The 21124-nt window shown below is 63.1% G+C and carries 11 protein-coding genes; 4 read left to right on the top strand and 7 right to left on the bottom strand.

The features are described from left to right. Nucleotides 1–206: 206 nt before the first annotated feature. Complete coding sequence (locus BV071_RS19390) at nucleotides 207–1034, top strand: LamG-like jellyroll fold domain-containing protein (protein WP_035610800.1); 828 nt, start codon at nucleotides 207–209, stop codon at nucleotides 1032–1034. A 6-nt stretch (nucleotides 1035–1040) separates the two neighbouring features. Here the strand turns inward: BV071_RS19390 and BV071_RS19385 are convergent, their stop codons facing one another. From BV071_RS19385 to BV071_RS19370, 4 genes are read right to left on the bottom strand one after another with little or no spacing between them, the layout of a single operon-like run. Beyond that, nucleotides 1041–3818, bottom strand: coding sequence for a hypothetical protein (locus tag BV071_RS19385; RefSeq protein WP_265594631.1), 2778 nt, complete (start codon nucleotides 3816–3818; stop codon nucleotides 1041–1043). Nucleotides 3819–3841: 23 nt separating this feature from the next. Next, a complete protein-coding gene (locus BV071_RS19380; RefSeq protein WP_075090955.1) occupies nucleotides 3842–5386 on the bottom strand; it encodes a sulfatase in 1545 nt (514 codons plus the stop codon). A gap of 30 nt (nucleotides 5387–5416) precedes the next feature. Continuing rightward, entirely contained in the window at nucleotides 5417–7225 is a 1809-nt protein-coding gene (locus tag BV071_RS33280) for a right-handed parallel beta-helix repeat-containing protein (protein ID WP_052573605.1), read from the bottom strand. Between the two features lie 55 nt (nucleotides 7226–7280). Continuing rightward, on the bottom strand, nucleotides 7281–9743 hold the full coding sequence (locus BV071_RS19370) for a family 20 glycosylhydrolase (RefSeq protein ID WP_035610795.1): 2463 nt from the start codon (nucleotides 9741–9743) through the stop codon (nucleotides 7281–7283). 147 nt (nucleotides 9744–9890) lie between these two features. Between BV071_RS19370 and BV071_RS19365 the strand changes: the two genes are divergently transcribed. Next, on the top strand, nucleotides 9891–11654 hold the full coding sequence (locus BV071_RS19365) for a hypothetical protein (protein WP_035610793.1): 1764 nt from the start codon (nucleotides 9891–9893) through the stop codon (nucleotides 11652–11654). On the opposite strand, the gene BV071_RS19360 is transcribed toward BV071_RS19365, so the two are convergent. The 3 genes from BV071_RS19360 to BV071_RS19350 all read right to left on the bottom strand — a co-directional run bounded on the left by BV071_RS19360 (nucleotide 11634) and on the right by BV071_RS19350 (nucleotide 16218). Next, nucleotides 11634–12695, bottom strand: coding sequence for a sialidase family protein (locus BV071_RS19360; RefSeq protein ID WP_052573603.1), 1062 nt, complete (start codon nucleotides 12693–12695; stop codon nucleotides 11634–11636). The genes BV071_RS19365 and BV071_RS19360 overlap by 21 nt on opposite strands. A 70-nt stretch (nucleotides 12696–12765) precedes the next feature. Next, on the bottom strand, nucleotides 12766–15126 hold the full coding sequence (locus BV071_RS19355) for a hypothetical protein (protein ID WP_265594630.1): 2361 nt from the start codon (nucleotides 15124–15126) through the stop codon (nucleotides 12766–12768). 96 nt (nucleotides 15127–15222) lie between these two features. Further along, nucleotides 15223–16218 carry an ROK family protein gene (locus BV071_RS19350; RefSeq protein ID WP_052573601.1) on the bottom strand — a complete coding sequence of 332 codons (996 nt, stop codon included), beginning with the start codon at nucleotides 16216–16218 and terminating at the stop codon, nucleotides 15223–15225. A gap of 221 nt (nucleotides 16219–16439) precedes the next feature. On the opposite strand from BV071_RS19350, the gene BV071_RS19345 reads away from it, so the two are divergent. Then, nucleotides 16440–19667 carry a DUF1553 domain-containing protein gene (locus BV071_RS19345; RefSeq protein ID WP_052573599.1) on the top strand — a complete coding sequence of 1076 codons (3228 nt, stop codon included), beginning with the start codon at nucleotides 16440–16442 and terminating at the stop codon, nucleotides 19665–19667. Next, on the top strand, nucleotides 19664–21121 hold the full coding sequence (locus BV071_RS19340) for a DUF1501 domain-containing protein (RefSeq protein ID WP_035610789.1): 1458 nt from the start codon (nucleotides 19664–19666) through the stop codon (nucleotides 21119–21121). The genes BV071_RS19345 and BV071_RS19340 overlap by 4 nt, the downstream gene beginning before the upstream one ends. The last annotated feature ends 3 nt before the right edge of the window (nucleotides 21122–21124 follow it).

The following is a 21124-nucleotide window of genomic DNA, read 5'->3' as shown; positions in this document are numbered from 1 at the left end:
AAGCGCATAGCCCCCCCACCCCGTCTTCCGGAATTCCGCACTGAAATCACTTCGAGCCACACCGCATCATTTCACAGCAGGGGAATGTTTCCACTCACAGGATTCGAGGAGAATTCCGCAGTGCGGGCGCGGACCTTTCTATCCAATTGGGGAGGGTATTTCTCCCAAGACGTTGGAAATGCCCGCCGGGCTCCGTAGAAGCCCGGATGCACCGCCTCGCCTTGCTCGCCCTGATCGGAACCGCCACTGCCGAGCTCTTGCCCGAAAAGGGGCTCGTTATCGATCTGGACGCAGACAAGGGGGTCACGCTGGAAGATGGCGACAAGGTGGCGGTGTGGACGAATCAGGCTGCGGTCACTCCAAGCACGAAGGAATTTGTCAAACGCGACGAGGGGCGCAAGGAAGCTGGATCCGGGCGCCCAAGCCTGGTGAAGATCAAAGGCAGGGCCGCCCTGGATTTCCGCCAGCAAGAGCTGGTGTGCATGGACGAGGATGCCTTCGATGGCCTGAGCACGGGCAAGGGCCATACGTGGATCGCGGTGCTTGCCGTGCATGAGCAACGCGAAGGATTGAAGGATGTGAATTCGTTCTTCGGCAATCTCCGGAACGGGGAGAAGTACGAGGGCATCTGGGGCTGCCTCAACGATGACAACACGCCGTGGTGGGGAGCTCGCAATGGCATTACCTTCGGACGCTTCGACGCGAACAATCCCAAGATCGAGGTCCCCGCCAAGCTGACAAGCGACAAGTTTCATCTGCTGGCAGGCCGCATGGCCGCCGGAACGGGCACGGTAGCTTTGGAACTCTTCGTCGATAGCGCCAAAGCCGCGGCGACCGGCGAGGTCCCCGTCAATGCCGCTGCCAATCCCTCGCGCATGGCCATCGGCCAAGAGCGCGATGCCACCAGCCACCCTGGCGTCGAGTCCTTCGATGGACAGATCGCGCGCTTCCTGGTCTGGGAGCGGCCCCTGACGGACGAGGAGCTGAGCACTTGCTTCCAGGCGCTGGAGTTGGACTATCTCAAGACAGAGTGAAAAAGCTCACTCGGCACACAGGACGAAAGTCCGCCCTTGGGCCGGGATCTTGAGCGTCAGCAGGACCTCGTTGGCTTCATTCAGCGCCACGGTTTGAGGGCCGCCGCCATCCACGGAGATCCGGGCGTTTTTCCGCAGGCCGGTGTAGTGCAGTGGCAGGCGGATCTCGCGGATGATCTCCTCGTTGAGGGGATTGTAGAAGCAGGCCAGACCCTTCTCCTTGCCGGAGGGATTGGCGTGCAGCACTCCATCCCAATCCTGGCCATTCGGGCGGCGCAGGTGGATGATGTCGCCGTTGTCGAGCACGTCGCGATGCTGCTTGTAGAAGGAGACCCACTTCGTCACCAGTGCCTTGGTCTCCGGTGAATCGAAGAGGCGGGGTCCGCGGTAGCAAGCCTGCACGCCGTAACCTAACAAGTTCGCGAAGCGGGCCTCGTAGTGCGGCAGGTGCTCCTTGAGCGGCTCGATGGTCGCCTCGGCACCGCCGCCGTGATATTGGGACAACGGCACGAACATCCAGCCCATGCTCTGGGTCTTGACCCAGGTGCCGTCATACATGTTCTGGCGCTCAATAATCTCCTGTTCGGCACGCGGCAGACTCCAGTTGGTCTCACGATAGCCCATCCCGCACTTGTTACCACCGGTCAGGTAGTACCAGTCGGGGATATTGAGGAAGACTCCCTCGGCACGCAGAGCCTTGTATTGATCGGTGATGGCGCGCCACATGACCCACTGGGAATCTTCCTTGCCGTGATGGAAGGGATGATCCGTGGCGGCACAGATGTCGCCGGGGTAGGAGCCATCATTTTCAAACACCGTGAGCCCGGAGTGGCGGGTGAAATCCACGATGTTGTTCAGATAGTCCCGGCCCCACTGCGTGCCGAGGCACGGCATCACGCCGTAACGGGCCGGACTGCCCTGGGTATTGTCCTTGGCATTGCCCGCACCACGCGAGGCGAGCAGCGAGTAGGCACCCAGCGCAATGCCCTTGCTGCGCCCATAGTCCGCGAGTTCCTTGTAGCGATCCCAGTAGGCCTTGTCCCGGCTCTCGAAGTTGAAGCCGGAGCCGAAGGACATGATGACCATCTCAAAGCCGACCTCCGCCGCCTGGTCGATGGCGTCGCGGATGGTCGCGGGATCCGACTGGACCTTATGGAACATCAGCGGGTTTTCCTGCGTCCATGGAGCGATGATGCGGTACATCTTACGCCGAGCCAGCGAGCGACGCTCGCGCTCGGTCGAATCCAGAAGCAATTCGAAGACGCGGAAGGATTCGAATGGCTTGCCCGCGGAAACCTCTTGGTCGGGGCCGATCGGCGGCTGGCAGCGCATGAGGCAAGGCGTCTGCCGCTCGTAGTGGACCTGAGTGGAATACTCAGGATCAGAGACGAAACGCACGCAGGGATTGGCGTATTCCGGCACCATATCGCCGAAGGCCATGTCGCTCTCCACCCACAGGTTGTACTTCTCGGTATTCGGCGTGTTGTTTACCGAAGATTCCACCTCGGCGAGCTTCAACTCATCGCTGACGAAGGCATTGAGACGCACGGCTTTCGCACTGCTCTGGCTTACAGTAAGCCATTTGGAAAAGAGCGGGATGCCGTCGTAGAGCTCGTAGTGGACGGCGATCTGCGGGAGGTCCATGCGCGGGGTAGCGCGGCCGGCGGGCTCGGCACCCCGAATCGCCAATTCCAACAGATGGCAGCGGACCAGATTGCCGTTTATGTCGGCACCATCGTAGTCACCGCCCTTGCCACCGCGGCCGACCTTGCCGATGCGGAGCTTCACCGGCGGCTTGGCAAAAGGCAGCGTGGTGATGTTCTGAAGTGGGTCACCACCCTGCGCGGCTTCCAGCACCACCTTCCCATCCGCGAGCGCCGCACGAAGCCGGATCGGCTTGCTGCGGTCGAATTTGCCGGCCAAGCCAGCAGGGGTTTCGAAGACCTGCTGATTCGGGCGGATGATGAAATTCACCGCGCTGCCGTCTCCTGCCACGAGGGCGAGCCCGGGGCCCCAGGCGTTGGAAATCGTGTCGTCGCCCGCATCGAGCGTGAGCTCGACCGAAACCGCAGCTTCCGGCCAGTCACGTTCCGCGAAAACGGAGGTATCCGGCAAGGCCATGATCTCTCCCGCCTTGCCCTCGTTGGCGAAGGAGGAGCGGGCGTGGGCCTTGCTTGCGGTTACGGACCACCCGGCCTTGGGCTGCGCAAAGGCTCCGAACTTCTCTTCATACAGCAGCTTCCCGGAGAGCGTGGCCGCAGGCGCGGCGGGCGGGTTGTAGTGCATCACCACATGCTTGCCGGGTGGCGGCCACGGGTGATCCTTCGCCAGCCACTCCGGGCGCTTCTTCCAATCGAGGCGCTTGGACACCGGCTGCTCTTCCAAGCCTGAAAACTGATAGGCGCCGGGCAGCGGGCGGAGATCCTTGACCCAGTCTTCCTTGAGATAGTTCTGGATGCTCTGTCCGGTGAGGCCGCCCACCGGGTAGTCCACGCCGTCGATCGTCACCCGGGCTTCGGGGGCAACCGCCCGCAAAAGATACTCCCCAGTGACCAAGTTCTCCAAGGAGATGGTCGCGGCATTGGGACCCAAGCGAATCACCCGCCGGGCCAAGCCATTCTCCAGAACGAGTTCGCCCTTGTCGCGGTTCTCCGCAATGCGGGCATGGTAAGGCGAGGGATCCACCAACCAGTCCGCGACCGGATCAGCGGCACGGGCACCGGCAACCAGCACGACAGCCAGAGCCGCAAAGGAAGCAACGAAGGGGCGTTGATGAGGCATCATGTTCACGAAGAGAGGTGAGATGTCTATGGCTTCGCGGACAGCTTCTTCTCGTCGGCGACAGTCAGGATCGGATTGGCGTATTGCTTCTTCAGCTCATCCAGCTTGGCGGTGAGTTCCGCACGCACCGTGGTATAGGCCGGATCATCGTAGACGGAATGCATCTCCTCGGGATCCTTTTCCAGATCGTAGAGCTCCCAGGCGTCATCGGCGTAGAAGCGGATCAGTTTGTAGCGATCAGTGCGGACCCCGTAGTGCTTGGCCACACCATGCTCACCCGGGCCATCGTAATAGTGATAGTAGAGCGCATCACGCCAGGCGACCGGCTGCTTGGTGAGCAGAGGCATGAGGCTCAATCCCTGGACCTCTGGCGGCACCGGCAACCCCGCCGCCGCAAGGAAGGTGGGCGCGAAGTCGATGTTCTGCGTGAGTTGCCCGACCTCAGTGCCCGCCTCGATGTGTCCCGGCCAGCGTATCAACAACGGCATCCGGAATGATTCCTCATACATCCAGCGCTTGTCGAACCAGCCGTGCTCGCCGAGGTAGAAACCTTGGTCGGAGCTATAGACCACCAGCGTGTTGCGATCGAGCCCGGACTCCTTGAGGCAAGCAAGAATACGGCCGACATTGGAATCGATGGAATCGACGCAGCTCAGGTAGTCGCGCAGGTAGCGCTGGTATTTCCAGCGGACCAGGTCCTTGCCGGTCAGATTCGCCTCGAGGAAGGCGCGATTCTCGTCGTCATAGAAGTGATGGTAGGCCTCATGCTGGATCTCGGTCATACGGGCCCATTCGTTCGACTTCTCGACCGGGACCTTGAGGTCATAGTCGAGCTTCATGTGGCGATCGATGCCCATGAGGTGACGTGCCACCGGCTTACTACGCCCCTCGTAGGTATCGAACAAATTGGGCGGCTCGGCGAAGCTTCCTAGAGCGCGTCGCCCTGCTTCCCCCGTCGGCGGCTGCCAGGTGCGGTGAGGAGCCTTGTACTGGCACATCACCAGGAATGGCTGGCCCTCTTCCTTGTGGCGCTTGATGAAATCCAGGGAGAGATCGGTGGTAACGTCGGTAGCGTAGCCAGGGATGCGCCTGTTGCCCTGCGGGGTGATGAAGTCCGGATTGTGGTAGGAGCCTTGTCCCGGATGGACCATCCACTCATCGAAGCCGGTCGGCTCCGAGGTCAGGTGCCACTTGCCAAAGATCCCCGTGCGGTAACCGGCAGCCTGCAAGGCCTTCGCAAAGGTGAACTGCGAGCCGTCGAACTTCTCCCAAGTGGTCACACCATTGAGGTGGCTGTGCTTGCCGGTCAACACCGTGGCACGACTCGGCGAACAGATGGAGTTCGCGCAGAAATTATTGCGGAAGATCGCACCCTCCTTGGCGATGCGGTCGATGTTCGGCGTCTGATTCAGCGAGCGGCCGCGGAAATTGTAAGCGCTGATCGCCTGCAGGGCGTGGTCGTCCGCGAAGATGAAGACAATATTCGGCCGGCCCGATGGTTCGGCAGCTGCCAAAGATGGCAGCAGTGCCATGCCAGCCAGCAGGAAGACGGAGCGAAGGAGTGGATGCATATAAGAGAGCTTTCTAAACGCCAGCCGGGTTCACCGGCTTACCTCGGTGCAATGCTTCAGGTCGATTGCCTCGTCGCCGGCAAAGCGATTGCCGCGGAGTGCGAGGCCGCGCGTGCCGGTCACGGAGATTGAGCCGCTGTCGAACTCATTGTTGAGGATGCGGATATTCTCGTGCACCGGCGCTTCCGGAGTGCGGGTCTGCGGATCGATCTTGATGCCGCAGCCGATGAAGTGATTGCCGCGGATCGTCAGGTCACGAATCGGGCCCGACTCAAACCAGCCGTTGGCATCGTCTTCGACGAGAAGGCCCGGCATCGCGCAGCGGTGGAAGGTATTCCCCTCCACCAAGGCCTTGCCGCGGGTGGTAACGAGAAAGCCGCGGCATGAGGCCATATCGACATGGTTGTTCCGCGCCACCAGGTCGGGATACCAGGTGAGATTGTCGATCACATCATCCGGACCGAAGTCCGGCACCGGACCGTCGAGCGTGAGAAGCCAATCCTTGCCACTTGCGTCGCCGGGCTTCGCTTCGATGGCCACAACCTTGCGGCGCGGATTGTCCGGAAGCTCGCGAAGGTTCGCGTGACCGATCACCGCCACCTCATCACCCGGCTCAAACGCAGCGAATCCGTAGGTCTGCGGCTGCATGAAGCGCAGTTGCAATTGCTTCTCCGCAGTCTTCCCGACGATCCGCAGGTGGGTGCCGTGGACATTGATCGGATCATCCTGCAAGCCCGAGAAGCGGCACTCGTCCACGGTGATCCGGCCCTTGCAGCCGGAGAAGTGCAAGGCATCCGCCCAGCACGGACAGGTGCGGATCGTGCCCGGCGGCGGGACGATATTCACCTTCTGAAAACTCAGGTTCTCGCTGAACTGGCTGACGATGCCCATGTTGGTCAGGGCATGGAAACTGCAGTCGCGGAAAGACAGATCCTTGCAGCGTTGATTGAAGGCGCCGGCCGAATCACGGAAGATGTGGCGGAACTGGAACTGCCGGCCCTTGATCAGGCCGAAGTTTCCCTTGGCCCAATTCAAGCGGACCCGGCCATTGCCAGCATCGCTGGCGGTGGCCGTGGCAAAGGGATCCCAGTTCAAGCCGACGCGCCAGGCGCGGCCTTCCTCCGGGATTGCCTGCTGGACCATCACGGCCCCGCTGCCGAGGTCGCCAGTCCACTGGAACTTGCCGCCATCGATCGCGTAGGTCGATCCCTCGGCAATGCGAATCAGCGCGCTGTCAGCCGCAACCTCCTCCACGCGGAACTCGGAAACCGTCGGACGCTTGAGATCGAAGGCAAGTCCCTGCCAGGCGATATCTTGGGAGTGGCTGTGAACGAATTCGATCATGCGCCCGCCCATCAACAGAACGCTGCGGCGGTCACCGCTGGCACCCGCCCCTTCGAGGCGGAGATGCTTTGCATCCTCGATCAGGATGCCCATTGGCTTCGGCACCTTCGGCGCATCGCACGAGTTGGAGATGAACCACGGCCGGCGCAAGGCCCGCTCCGGCGCGAACTCGTGGGTGCCCGGGAGAAAGCGGATCAGCGCGGGCTTCTCCACCGTGGCAGCGGCATGGGGTGTCAGGGAGAGTTCATGCAGGCCAGGCGCGACCAAGACCCGGTCACCCCCGGCCAACCGCAAGGCGTTGACGCGGGCGAAGGTCTTCCAGGCGGTGGCGGGTGAGGTCCCATCGCGGGTATCGTCGCCCTTGGCCGGGTCGACATGATAGGTCGTGCCTCCCGGTGATGTGACCAGAGCCGCGGGCTCCGGATAGGGCTCCGCCGCTCCCGCGAGAGATCCCAGCAGTGCCACCCATGAAAGAAAGATTGCGGCGAACTTCATTTGGCTACTTTTCCCAATTTCTCCGCTGCCCACAGGATGAGCGTGAAGACGGCTATCACTTCTTCCCGGCCGGTGATTTCGCCTCAAGGACTTCGACGTTGTGGATCGAGTAGCCCCACGGTGTGGTCGGCTTGCTCATCACGATACGGACTTGGCGGCCCTTGGTGTTGGGAAAGCTGGCGCTGGTGCGGCCGGGCTGGGCAGCGCCGGTGAAGACTGGCTTCCACTGCTTGCCATCAGCGGAGACTTCCACGCGGTAATCGGCTGGCACGGCGGCTTCCCATTCGATCGCCACGGTGTTGAAGGCGACCGCCTTGCCCAAATCAAGCGCCAGCGATTGTTCGGCCTGGGTCGGTCCGGAAGACCAGCGGCTCTTCAGGTCATCGTCGGTCGCAAGTTCCGGGGTGAAGCCGTGGGCGGTATCCGATACCGTCGCGGTAACCTTTGCTCCTGCCGCGAGATTGTCGGGAATGTCGAGGCCGGCGGCACGGCCGATTTCCTTGGGCATGAGCGCGCGATTCACCACGCGCAGCTTGCGGATGGTTCCCACGAAGGACTCCCCAGCCCCGCCGCCAAGCTGGCGCAAGGGGCAGACAAGTTGGTTACCTGACTCGGCGATCTTCTCGCCGTTCAGCCAGATCGTGTTGCGGCCCGGCTCGCCGACCACCGTGAGTGTCGCCCACTGACCATCGGGCAATTGCTTGTCCGAGGACTTCGCGGTGTCATGCGCAACGCGGGTCTTCCCGGGAGTGCCATCGCCTTCGCGGGTGCCTGCGGCACGCAGGGTTGAGATGCCTTGGAAGGTCAGCTTCTTCTTGCTCTTGCTGCCATTGGGATCGGTCTCCGTGATTTCCTCCTGACGGGAGTAGTTCGCACAGATCTCCGCGAGGTCAGAGGAAAGGATCACGCCACGGCCCTTGCTCAAACCTCGGCGGCGGATCTCCATGGTGAGCGTCCACGGCGATTCAAGATCGGCACGCTCGGCCTTGGCCAAGGGCAGCGGGATCATGGAGGATTCATCCTTCAGCTCCACCTCGCGGGGAAGATCGAGGATCACGCCCTCCTTTCCGACGGGCAAGCGGTCGAGTAGCGTGACCGCCGGTACCGGCAGGGTCTTCTCCGCGCGCTTGGTGAAGGCTGGATAATCCGCCGAGCCCTTGGTGCCCCACAGCTTTTCCGAGAAGGCATGGATGCCACTCAGCGTATTCTCTCCCACTTCGGTCAAGGTCCAGCCCGTCGGGCCTTGGTCGAACCAGACGTGGAGCTTGCCGCCGAGCAGCTTGGGATCGTCCTTGGCCGGATTCTTGGTCATGTCGCCGCTCACCATCCACGGCTCCCAACCTTGGTAGATGCCGGACCTGCTAATGCCGTAGTAGTGGGCTCCGGGGACGAGGTAGGTGCGACCGTGGTTGGAATTGATGATCGGGTGGCCCTTGGCGATCTGGCCCTTGGCATCATCGGTCTCCCACATGTCGATGATCACGGTTGGATCGATCTCGGTGGTGCCACCCATGTGCTCGAAGCCGGACCAGATGCGGGTATTCTTTCCGCGCGAGCGGACATGCGCGTTCATCGTGTTGATGAACTGGCGAAAGGATTCGTGCAGCTCCTCTTTGCGCGGGCCGTCGACGCGGTATTCGTCGGTGCCGATGTGGAAGTCCGGCGCATCGAAGAGCGGGATCATCTCATCGAGCAACTGCTTCATCACCTCAATCGTCTTTGGATTGGTGACGTCCATGTAGTTCGGGTGATCCTTCAGCGTGATCTCCGGCCAGTAGTTCGTGAAGCAGCGGGCGTGGCCGGGCATGTCGATCTCCGGCGTGATGACGATGCCACGGGCCTTCGCGAAATCCTGCAAATCGCGCAGGTCAGCGGCAGTGTAGAAGAGGTCCTTCGCGGCCAGTCCAGGGAAGGTCTTGCTCTCCACGCGGAAGGCAGTGTAGGTGCCACCGAAAGCCTCATCGCTGAGATGAAGGTGCAACTCATTCATCTTGTACCAGGCCATCAGGCGGATGAAGTCCTTGAGCGCGGGAAGCGGGTAAGGCTTGCGGCCGACATCGAGCATCAGCATGCGGCCCCTGTAGTCCGGCCAGTCGTTGATGGTGCCCTTCGGCAGGTCGGACGATTGGCGGAGCAACTGCAGAACGCTGCGCGAGCCGAGAAAGACCGCCGCTGGCGTCGTGCCGCGGATCACGATCTTGTCGGTGATCTCCACCGTGTAGGCTTCCGGGCGCTTGGGGTCGGCGGTATCGAGGGCGAGCAGCATGGTCACCGGTTTGCCGCCACGCGTGCTATCGCCCAGCAGGGCGGCGAGGTCTTCGCGGATCGCCGCCGCGGCCGGCTTCAGGGTCTCGGCATTCGCCGGGGCGGCTTCTAGCGCAATGGCGGAAACCCGCAGGGAGCCTTCCGCTGCCTTCCACGAGTGGACCGCAGGCACGATATTGGCCACGTCGGAGACTTGGCCAATTGCCCCAAGGGGAAGCGCTAGGGCAAGGATGAGAAGGTTTCGGATCAGCATGGCGCAGGAATCAATATCTTCTTCTACTAGTATTAAACGTCAAAAAATACACCAAATCCGGTATTTTATTGCATATTATCGGTGCTCCTTTGACCAGCAGGACTCGACGCTTGCGGCCTGCCGCAACAGCCTTGCTAACTGCCGATCATGCCCGCGAAGTCCCCGCTGCCGCTCAGCGATCTGGCCATTATCGTCCTCTACCTGCTCGCGATGCTGGGCGTGGGGATCTGGTTCGCGCGGCGTTCCTCGCAGGGACTGGCGGCCTACTTCTTGGGCGACCGGAAGATGTCGTGGTGGGCTTTGGCGCTCTCGGGTAGCGCATCGAACTTCGACATCTCCGGAACGCTGTGGCTGGTCTCGATGGTGGCTCTGCTCGGGATGAAATCGTTTTGGGTGTTCTGGAGCTTCGCCTTCCTGATCGCGGCGGTGCTAATGTCGTGGATGGCGCGCTGGATCCGCGGGACCGGCGTCCTAACAGGTGTGGAGTTGCTGCAGGTCCGCTTCGGTGTAACGCAGGGAGCGGTGCTGGCGCGGCTGATGTCGGCGGTGGCCACACTGGTGATCCTGGTCTTCATGTCGGGCTACGCCTTCGCCGGCGGCGGCAAGTTCCTCGCGGTCTTCTTCCCTTGGTCCGCCGGGCAGTGTGCCACGGCAGCGATGCTTTTCACCTTCTGCTACGCGGTGGTCGGCGGCTTCCGCGCGGTGGTGGTCACGGATGCGGTGCAGGCGGTGTTAATGGGAGTGGCTGCCCTAGTGATCGCCGGCTTCGCGATCTTCCATACCGATGTTGCGGCGGTGCATGCCGCGGTAAACCCCTCACCGATGCCGGTGTGGCATCTCGATGGGCTGCCCGAGAAGTATGCGGATATGGCTCCCTTCGGGCTGATGATTTTGGTATGGTTGACGAATGGTTTGCTGATGGGCTTCGGCGGGGCGGGCGGCCACTATGGCGAGCAGCGCTTCCTGGCCGCCAGCAGCGGGCGCGATGCGGCGTTGGCTGGCCTCGGCTGGGGAGTGATCCTGTGGTTCCGCTGGGTGCTGGTCGCCGCGGTGCTGGTGCTGGCGGTGAGCGGCTTCTCTCACAGCGGCGGTGACCCGGAGAAGGTGCTGCCCGAGGTGATTCTTGCGGCGATGCCAGCGGGTCTGCGCGGCTTGGTGGTGGCGGGTTTCCTGGCAGCCTTCATGGCGAGTTTCAGCGCCATGCTGAATGCCGGCTCCGCGATCTTCGTGCGGGATGTGGTGCAGGTGCTGCGGCCACAGACCGGGGAGCGCTCGCTGATGGTTACTGGGTACGTTTTCATAGCTTTTCTCGTCGCGAGCGGGATCGCCATTGGCCTGCATGCCGAGCGGGTCAATGACCTGTGGACTTGGATCCTGCTCGGGCCGATGGCTGCGATGATGGTACCCAATGTGTTACGTTGGTATTGGTGGCGAATGAGCGGCTCGGGCTATGCCGCGGGGGTGCTGGCGGGCATGGCTGTGGCCACGGTGGTTTTTTTCTACAACCGGTCGGCGGTGGTGCCATGGCCCAAGTACGGCTATGCGCCGGTGATCCACTTGGCCGCGCTGGTAGGCTCGGTAATCGTGTCACTGGCTGGCAAGCCGGTGGCGATGGAAACGCTGGTGGACTTCTACCGGAAGGTCCGGCCCTTCGGCTGGTGGGGGCCAGTGCGCGCGGCGGCGGCTGTGGAGGCAGCGCCTGCAGGCGAAGGAAGAAGCACGCTGATCACCGTGCTGGCGTCTCACGTGGGGCTGCTGTGTTTGTTCCTGAGCCCCTTCTACCTCATCGGCCGTTGGTGGGCCTGGGCCGCCACGGTGCTGGTGATCGGCACGGCTTGCGCACTGGTATTGCGCGAGACCTGGTGGAAGCGCTTGCCGCAGGACAGCAGGTCAGCGGACGCGCTCGAATAGCAAGGCCCTTTCTCCCGCCGTGCTGCCTTCCCAAACAACATAGACAGCATCTTTGCCGCTGACGGCGCTGGCCGACTTGGCGCCTGCGGCGAAGCGTTCGGCCGAGGCATCGCCACGCTTCGCCATCAGAGCGTCGCCGGCTTCCCAAAGCAGGATCGGCGTGTCGCCGGCATACGCGGCGACCGGCTGGCTGGCATCCGAGCCCAGCAGCCGCTCTTGGCCTGCGGCGGAACTGGTGAAGACTGTTTTGTCGCGGCGCCAAGCCGCGAGCCACTTGCCAGCCGGGGAGAATGCCAAGCTGCCGCCGTCCATGGGACAGGCCTTCAATTGCCAGGTGCCGCTGCCGAGTTTCACCGCATCCGAGAAGGGTTGATCGCCGCTGCGGGTCGCCAGGTAGAGGTCGCGCGAGCCCTCGAGTTCGTTCCGCCACATCACCGCAACTTCGCCCTGCGGCGAGATCGCCAGGTTCGGGACGCAGCAGGGACAAATGTTCCCGCCAGGAGCCGCATAGACCCGCATTTCAGGCTGCCAGCTCTTCCCGCCATCGCGCGATTCGCGGCTCCACACTTCCATGCCACCCGCCCGCAGGTCGAGCCACGCTGCAAGAACCCGTCCCCGGCCGTCTCCCGCCAGCGTCTGTAGCCCTTCGCGGGCGGAACCGTCCACGGTGTTGACAGAAGAGCCTTCGCTCCAGGTCTTGCCACTGTCTGTGGAGGTCCAAGCATGGAGCTTGCCATCGGCGTGCGAGATCGCGGTGACGAGCAGGACTTCATCGCTTGCCGTGATTCGCGGGCCGCGACGCTTGCCGAGTGCAAGCTTGTCCAACTCGCCGATCTTGACCGGGGCGGAGAACTCGCGGCCGTCCGCAGAGCTGGTGTGATAGATCGCGTTGCCTTGGCCGAAGGTGACGTGGATGCGGCCGGTAGAGGTAAGCGCAATTTGCGGTTGTACTGCGCTCCGCAGTGAGGGCGGTACCAGCTCGACCGGTGCGGCGGTCAAGGTGGCAACTCCCGATACGACGAGGAGCAGGCGGAGTAACATGCCCGGCATTCCAGCAGCGACGCGCGGAAGCGTCAACGGGCGCATCCGATATTCGTTTCCAGCACTTCACCTATTTCCCAAAGCCGACCGTCCACTTCACCTCGCGGCTGTCCTTGCTGAGGATCTTCACGCGCAGCCATCCATCTTCCGATGGAAGCGGCGCGATGCTGACATTTGCGGCCTGATCCTCTGCGGAGACGCGGACTTCACCGGGCTTCCAGCCATTCTTCAGGCCTGCGATGCGGAGTTCGTAGGCATCGCCAGCGACTACCCTGGAGGTGGCGGAAAGGGTGGAGCCGCTCCAGGTTTCGCCGGTGACATCGACGATCCCTTGGGTCACGTGGCGCGAGGTGCTGACGAGCACCGGGTGGTCTTCCACGGCACGAAGCGCGAGGATGCGGCAGGATTCCTTGGGCACCGCGAACTCAAAGCGGTCCACAAAGTCCGGCGCGGGCGCGTTGGCCCAGAAGTCGAAGGCGTGATAGGTGGTACCAGCCTTCAGGCCCGCCTTGGCCGTGTCGCAGGCGAGCGTCTTATCCTCCGAGTCCCAGTTGTAGAGGCCGAGCACATCGCGGCGGCTTGATTGCGATGGATCCGTGAGCAGCCATTGCGAGGGCATCGGCGTATCGAAATAGTCGATCGGACGCGCTTGGGCGGCATGGCTGGGCATGCAGCGCTTGAGGATCTCAAGACGCTCCGGCGGCAAGCCTGGCAGCCAGTCGCTGCTGAGATTGAACTGCCCCGCGACCGCAATCCAGGATGCCAGCAGGCGCGCGTGTTCCAGCTTCACCGCCGGCCGGACATAGGCCGGATCCGGATCGTTCCACCAGACCCGGCCATGGAGGAAATACAAGCGGCTGGCGCGGACGGGGCCGGTGATGATGCCGCCGCCTTCGAAGTGCATGGTCTCCTTGCGCCAATCCTGCCACTCGAAGCCGTTGTCGGGGCCGATTCGCATCGAGTCCACCAGACCAATCACGGCGCCGAGCGAGCGCATGTTCTGGCTGGTATTGCAGCCGGAGAAGAAGACATCCGGACCTGCACCCTCGCGCAAGGTCTTCAGCCCGAGGCGCAGGGCCTCGATGTTCGTCACCTTGGGATCATGGAAGGGCTTGTTGTTGCCGAGGTCGTCGTCGAGGTAGCCGTCGTTGACGTAGACCTGCTCGGCACAGGCACCGGTCCACAGGCCATCCATCTTGAAATACTTGATGCCCCAGCCGCGGATCGTTCCAGCGAGCTGGCGCAGGTAGTCTTGGACCTCCGGACGCGTAAGATCGAAGGATGTGCCGCCCCAGGTGGTTTCGTAAGGCATGCCATCGCGGCGCTGCATGAACCACTCCTTCGGGAAATCCTGGTCCTGATGGTTGGCGGCGAAGGGCAGAAACCAGATCCCGGTTGTGAGGCCGCGAGCGGCGAGGTTTTTGGCAGTGGCCGCCATGCCGGACGGATAGGGCCCATCGGGCTTGTGGCGGGTGAAGCCGCGGCGCGGGCCATTGACCCGCGAGCCGTCCGGGTTGGTCGCTCCGTCCTGCCATTCATCGTCGATCTGAACGAAGGAGAATCCGAAGGGCTTCAGCTCCTTCGCCGCGAAGTCAGCAAGGGTGACGATGTCCTTTTCGTTCAAGGCACCGGCCCCGCGCTTGGGATCGGTGAGGCCGCCCACCTCACTGTACCAGGTGCAGTAGCCATTGACCTGGGGCCGGAGCTGGATGTGGTGCTGCCGCTTGAGGACATCGGCAAAAAGCTCCTCGCCCACCCGGGCATCGGCAAAGTGACCGATGAGCAGAGTCTCCAGGGTCTCCGACTTTCCCGCAGGGATGCGCAGATGGCCGTAGTCGATCTGCGCCTTGAATTCCACAGCCCCCAACTTGCCGATATTGGAAAACAACACTCCATCGCCACGCTCATGGGTCAGCCAGCCGGCGACCACGCCTTCCCGCGTGGCGGGATCGGCGAGCGTGAGGAAGAGATAGGAGCCGGGATTCTTCGCGACTGGCTTGAGCCCGGCCGTGCCCATGGTCACCAAGCCGGAGGAGTCCTTGCCCAAGTCCAAGGCGAAGGTCGCGGGAACGGCGTGGCGGACATCCAACTCCTCATCGCCCGTATTGGCGAGGACCTGGCGGACTAACAGGAAGGGCAGGCCCGGATAGAGCTCCAGCCGAGTCTCCCCTGCCGTGCCATGGGGGATAGCAAGCTGTGAACCGAGACCGAAAACAGGATCGGTCGTCTCCTTCATGGTGGCCACGGCGCCCGGCTCCACACGATCAAGGCGGCCTTGGCTGACGAAACAACGACCGGTGATCCTGTCGGTCGCAGAGAAGGTGCCGCTGGCTGCGTCGTAGCCCAAGGCGATTTGATCGGTATGAATCTCCTGCCCCAAAGCGAGAGAGCCTTGAAACATCAACAGCAAGGATAGGCGGGCAAAATTCATGCAGAAAAATAGATCGGCCGCTGCGATCGAAGGCATAGCGTAATTCGCAGGCGGGTGAAGCAATGTCTTGAGTGATACCGCTCCAAGAGCGCGCGGTTAGCACGACGCAAGGCAATGCGCCTCCGCCGGAACGCAGGCCGTAGCCCCGGCCTGACGGCCGAGCCACTCGCAGCCGAGGAGGGCCGCCGCGTCACCGAGTTCCGACTTCAGCACCTCGACCTTCCCCCACGGTGACCTGACGTGGCGATGAATGTGATCGCGAATCGCCGGCACGAGCTCGGGCGCTTCCGCAATGCCACCGCCGATGATCACGCGGGAAACATCGAAGGCGAGAACCAGATTCGCCGCCGTTGCGCCCCAGACCCGCAGCGCGTCGTTGCGCAGGCGCAGGGCACAGGCATCGCCAGCCGCGGCGTGATGAAAGACCGCAGCATAGTCCAAACGCGTCTCACGGGCGAGCGCGCTGGCGGGGAAATCCGGTTCACGCTGCGCCAAGCGTGGTAGAGCCGCGGTGGAAGCTTCGTGCTCAGCGCACCCGAGATTGCCGCAGACATCACACACTTCACCTGCGTGGTTGAGCGTGAAGTGGCCACCGACGCCGCAGGCCTGACCGTGGGCGCCGCGCAAGGGCCTGCCTCCGCAGACGGCGGCGGTCCCAATGCCGGTGCCCAGCGTCATCATCACCAAATCATCGCAGCCACGGCCTGCCCCGCACCGCCACTCTCCGATCAAGGCCGCGCGCGCGTCATTCTCAATCGCCAGCGGAAGCCGGAAGCAGGACCAGGCCCACTCCTTGAGATCAAGCTGCGGTGCGTCCGTGTACTTGCCGAAGTGCGTGAGCACACGACCCGAGGCCGAATCGACGATGCTCGGAAAGGAAATGCCGATGCCGCCGCAGGCTGTCGCCATGAAGCCAATCGACTTGGCGAGCATCTCCCACTCCCTCTCCAAGTCCGGCAGGCGCGCGGCAAGCGGCTCGTCGGAGCGAGCGGGGATGAGCTTCCGGGCCACGACCCTGCCACCGTAAACGATGCCAAGCTTGATCAGGGTGCCACCGAGATCGGCGGCGAGGATGGGGCGGAGATCGGACATAGGCGGAGTCGATTCGACCACGGACGAGAAGTCCGGGGATCATCGGGACTAAGAGGCAGGCCCCCGGATCGCAAGGAGGGAACACGGAGGGGTAAAGCAAGTATCAGTCTTTCCCCAACCCAGTATCGGTCCCGGTTCCGGAGCCGGGGTAGACTGTTTCAGCCGGGGTCCACCACCGGCCATCGTGTTTGCGCCCCGTAGCATCCGCACCGCTCCTATCCATGGTTTCCGGCCGCCATCCCTTACTCACCCACCCCAGCCTGCCCACCGCGCGCGGCATTCGCGCGGCCCTTACGCTGGCCGGTATCCTGATTGCAACTGATTGCCAAGGAGCCACGGAAAGCCTGCCTGCCGTGATCGGCTTCAACGAGCACATCCAGCCGATCCTCTCGGAGAATTGCTACCACTGCCATGGCCCGGACTCCGGAACCCGGAAGCCGACTGAAGCGCCCTTGCGCCTCGACCGCGAGACCGAGGCCTTCGCGAAAAGGGAAAACGGGAAGCCGGTGATCGTGAAGGGTGACCCCGAGGCCTCGCTTCTGATCCAGCTGATCAAGAAACCGAAGGACGCGGAGGGCGTGATGCCGCCGCGCGATAGCCATAAGGAACTCAAGCCGCAGGAGATCGCCCTGCTGGAAGAATGGGTGCGCCAAGGCGCGAAGTATGAACCCCACTGGGCCTTTGCGCCGCTGAAGCACCCGGAGCCGCCGAAGGATGGCGAGGGCTTCGCCGCCAACCCGATCGACCGCTTCGTCGCGCAGCAACTTGCCGCCAAGGGCTTGAAGCCGAATCCGCCGGAGGATCTGCAGCGCTTCTACCGCCGCCTATGCCTGGACCTAACAGGTCTGCCGCCCTCGGCTGAAGACACGGCGGTCTTCGTCAAGCGATCGGCCGAGGACCCGCGGAAAGCAGTCGAAGAAGCCGCCGACCGCTTGTTGGCGACGCCTGCAAGCGCCGAGCATTTCACCCGCCATTGGCTCGATGCGGCCCGCTATGCCGACACGCACGGGATCCACATCGACAACTTCCGCGCGATCTGGCCGTACCGCGACTGGGTGATCCGGGCCTTCCAGAAGAACATGCCTTGGGATCAGTTCACGGTGGAGCAAATCGCGGGGGACTTGCTGCCGGACGCTACCCTCGACCAGCAAGTGGCGACGGGATTCAACCGCTGCCTGGCGACCACCGGCGAGGGTGGAGCGATCCCGGAGGAATACGATGCGATCTACGCCAAGGATCGTACCGACACCACCGCAGCGGTGTGGCTGGGCCTGACCACCGGTTGTGCCTCCTGCCACGACCACAAGTTCGATCCGCTTTCGACGAAGGAGTTCTATTCGCTCACAGCCTTCTTCCGGAACACGACGATGTCCGCGCTGGACGGCAACAATGGCAATCACCCGCCGAATGTGACGGTTCCAGCCAACCTCGACCGCTACACCGAGCTGCAAGGCTTGATCGCGGAGAATGAACGCAAACTCGCCGAGCGTGAGCCGCTCGCACGGGCAGACTTCGAGCGCTGGCTCAGCCACCCCGTCCTCCCGGCCCCCCGCCTGCTCGACTCCGGCCTCGCCGTCCATCTGCCACTGCACGAAAGCGGCAACACGATCGAAGGGACGATCGAGCGAGCCACACGGCAGTGGCCGGCACCGCCAAACCGCATCGCCGGACCGATCGATCCGGCGCCGGTGGTCAGTGATGTGCCGACCGATCTCGGCGATCTCGCGTCCTTCTCCCGCAAGGATTCCGTCAGCTATGGAGGCTTCATCCGCATCGAAGGCGCTCCCACCGGGGCGGTGGTCGCGCGGATGGATCCGGCGCAGGCCTTCCGCGGCTGGGACCTGTACCTGGACAATGGCAGGCCAGCCTCGCATGTCATCAACACCTGGCCCGGCAATGCCAACAAGCTGGTGGGCAACCAAGCGCTCACGCCGGGTGTGTGGCACCATGTGATGATCACCTTCGACGGTGCGCAGCCGGCGGCCAAGACACTGACCTTGTATGTCGACGGGATCCGGCAGGAGAGCTCGGTCAGCCCGGCCACGGTGGATGGGGACATTAGCACCGGTGTGTCGCTCCGTCTGGGGTCGCGGAACGGCAATGATTCGAAATTGAACGGCAAGGTGGCCCTGCAGGACTTCCGCTTCTACCGGCGCCTGCTGACGCCGGCGGAGATCAACATGATTTCCCATGACAGCGTCCTGCGCGGCCTGGTGGAAGTGCCCGCCGGGAAGCGGACCAAGGAGCAACTCGAGCAGGGATTCCAGCACTACCTGGCCGCCACCGATGGTCCGGCGCGGGAGCTACGCCAGATCGCCAACAACCTGAAGGCCGAGCAGGCCAAGCTGAAGGAAACAGGGAACGTCTGCCTGGTGATGGAGGAGAAGAAGGATGCCAAGCCCTTCGCCCATGTGCTGACGCGTGGCGTGTATTCCGACAAGGGCGAGAAGGTGGAGCCCAATACCCCAGCGGTCTTGCCGCCGATGGCTGCGGATGCGCCCCGCAACCGCCTCGGCCTTGCCCGCTGGCTGGTCGATCCGGCGAATCCCTTGCCAGCGCGAGTGACGATGAACCGGACTTGGTACTACTTCTTTGGTACTGGCATCGTCGAGACCACCGAGGACTTCGGGGTCATGGGTGCGCGCCCGACTCACCCGCAATTGTTGGATTGGCTGGCCGGCGAGTTCATCGCCTCGAAGTGGGATTACCGCCACATGATGAAGCTGCTCGTGACTTCGGCGACTTATCGCCAATCTGCGGCGGCCAATGCCGGGAAACTGGAGAAGGATCCTCTCAACCGCTTGCTGTCGCGCGGCCCGCGGGTGCGGCTTGATGCCGAGCAACTGCGCGATCTTGCCCTCTCTGCCTCCGGGCTGCTGGTGAACAAGGTCGGCGGCCCGCCGGTGAGGCCCTACCAGCCCGAAGGCATCTGGGAAGCGGTGGCGATGAAGCAGTCGGACACGCGGAACTACAAGCAGGACAGCGGCGAATCGCTGTATCGCCGCTCGCTCTACACGCTATGGAAGCGCACGGCTGCGCCGCCCTCGATGGAGCTCTTCAACGCGCCGAGCCGCGAGGTTTTCTGCGTGCGGCGCGAGCGGACCAACACGCCCTTGCAGGCGCTGGTGATGCTCAACGACCCGCAGTTCGTGGAGGCCGCGAAGATGCTGGCGGCGCGGGCGATGGAGAGTGCGCCCGGTTTTGATAGCCGTCTCGACTTCATCACCGGCAAGCTGATCGACCGCAGCCTGAAGCCGGAGGAGCGGAGCATCACGAAGGCGACGCTCGACGAAATGCTGGAAGTCTATCGAGCGCAAACCGAGGAGGCAAAGAAGCTGCTCGCCACCGGCGCGACAGCTGCCCCGCCGACCCTCAATACCCCTGAGCTCGCGGCATGGACCATCGTTGCCAGCCAGATCATGAACCTCGACGAAGCCGTGACCCGATGAACCCGATCGAACAATACAATGCGGCACTGACCCGCCGCCAGTTCTTCCGCAAGTCCGGCACCGGACTCGGCGCAGCGGCGCTCGCTTCGCTGATGGAGCGCGCCATAGGATCGGGCGATGCCGGCACACTGAGTGGCGGGCTGCCGCAGATCCTGCCGAAGGCCAAGCGGGTGATCTACATCTCACTGATCGGTGCGCCCTCGCAGCTCGATACCTTCGACTACAAGCCCGGGCTGCAGAAGCGCTTCAAGGAGAACCTCAAGGACTGGCTGGAGAAGAGCGGCCAACGCCTGACCGGCATGACCTCCGGGCAAGCGGCATTCCCGCTCGCTCCGACGATCTTCAAGTTTTCCCAGCATGGCCAGTGCGGAGCCTGGGTCAGCGAGTTGCTGCCGTGGACCGCCAAGATGGCCGATGACCTGTGCGTCATCCGCTCGATGCACACGGATGCGATCAACCATGAGCCGGCGAACCAGTTGATTTGCACGGGCTCGATGCAATCGGGCAAGCCGTCGATGGGAGCCTGGATGTCCTACGGACTCGGCTCGCTGAATCAGGATTTGCCTTCCTTCGTCGTGCTGCACGCGACGCATTCGTCGCCGTATTCGGATGTGCAGGCGATCTCCTCGCGTTTGTGGGGCGCGGGCTATCTACCCGGGAAGCATGGCGGGGTAGCGCTGCGCTCGCTGGGTGATCCGGTGCTGTTCCTCAAGGATACGCCCGGGATCTCGCGGGAGGTGCGGCGGCGGATGTTAGACGGGCTCAATGATCTCAACCGCCAGTCCTATGAGGCTGTCGGCGATCCGGAGACCCAGACCCGGATCCAGCAATACGAAATGGCGTACCGGATGCAGGCCTCGGTGCCGGAGCTAGCGGATATGTCCGGCGAGCCGGAGGCGGTCCACGCGCTCTACGGGCCGGAGAGCAAGACCCGCGGCACCTTCGCCAACTCGGCGATGATGGCGCGCCGCCTGATGGAGCGCGGGGTGCGCTTCGTGCAGATCTTCCACCGCGGCTGGGACCAGCACAGCAACCTGCCGCGCGACCTGGCCTCGCAATGCAAGGATGTGGACCAAGGGTGCTATGGCTTGATCCAGGACCTCAAGCTGCGCGGGATGCTCGAAGACACGCTGGTGGTCTTCGGCGGAGAATTCGGGCGGACGATTTATTGTCAGGGCGGGCTCTCTGAGACGAACTATGGGCGGGATCACCATCCGCGATGCTTCTCGCTGTGGATGGCGGGTGCGGGGGTGAAGGGTGGACTGAGCTATGGGGAGACGGATGAGATGAGCTTCAACATCACGCGCGATCCAGTGCATATCCGGGATCTTCATGCGACGATCCTCCATGCACTGGGGCTGGATCATGAGCGTCTCAGCATCAAGTTCCAGGGTCTCGACCAACGCCTCACCGGGGTCGAACCGGCGAGGGTGGTGAAGGAGATCTTCGCCTGAGCG

Origin of the sequence: Haloferula sp. BvORR071 (assembly GCF_000739615.1) — a bacterium.
GTDB lineage: Bacteria > Verrucomicrobiota > Verrucomicrobiia > Verrucomicrobiales > Akkermansiaceae > Haloferula.
The sequence above is the reverse complement of the archived record's forward strand: the minus strand, read 5'-3'. Positions and strand labels throughout refer to the sequence as shown.

Excerpts from the sequence above, each read along its gene's own strand:
- BV071_RS19390 (WP_035610800.1), top strand. The coding sequence starts at position 207 with ATGCACCGCCTCGCCTTGCTCGCCCTGATCGGAACCGCCACTGCCGAG.
- BV071_RS19385 (WP_265594631.1), bottom strand. The coding sequence starts at position 3,818 with ATGATGCCTCATCAACGCCCCTTCGTTGCTTCCTTTGCGGCTCTGGCT.
- BV071_RS19380 (WP_075090955.1), bottom strand. The coding sequence starts at position 5,386 with ATGCATCCACTCCTTCGCTCCGTCTTCCTGCTGGCTGGCATGGCACTG.
- BV071_RS33280 (WP_052573605.1), bottom strand. The coding sequence starts at position 7,225 with ATGAAGTTCGCCGCAATCTTTCTTTCATGGGTGGCACTGCTGGGATCT.
- BV071_RS19370 (WP_035610795.1), bottom strand. The coding sequence starts at position 9,743 with ATGCTGATCCGAAACCTTCTCATCCTTGCCCTAGCGCTTCCCCTTGGG.
- BV071_RS19365 (WP_035610793.1), top strand. The coding sequence starts at position 9,891 with ATGCCCGCGAAGTCCCCGCTGCCGCTCAGCGATCTGGCCATTATCGTC.
- BV071_RS19360 (WP_052573603.1), bottom strand. The coding sequence starts at position 12,695 with ATGTTACTCCGCCTGCTCCTCGTCGTATCGGGAGTTGCCACCTTGACC.
- BV071_RS19355 (WP_265594630.1), bottom strand. The coding sequence starts at position 15,126 with ATGAATTTTGCCCGCCTATCCTTGCTGTTGATGTTTCAAGGCTCTCTC.
- BV071_RS19350 (WP_052573601.1), bottom strand. The coding sequence starts at position 16,218 with ATGTCCGATCTCCGCCCCATCCTCGCCGCCGATCTCGGTGGCACCCTG.
- BV071_RS19345 (WP_052573599.1), top strand. The coding sequence starts at position 16,440 with ATGGTTTCCGGCCGCCATCCCTTACTCACCCACCCCAGCCTGCCCACC.
- BV071_RS19340 (WP_035610789.1), top strand. The coding sequence starts at position 19,664 with ATGAACCCGATCGAACAATACAATGCGGCACTGACCCGCCGCCAGTTC.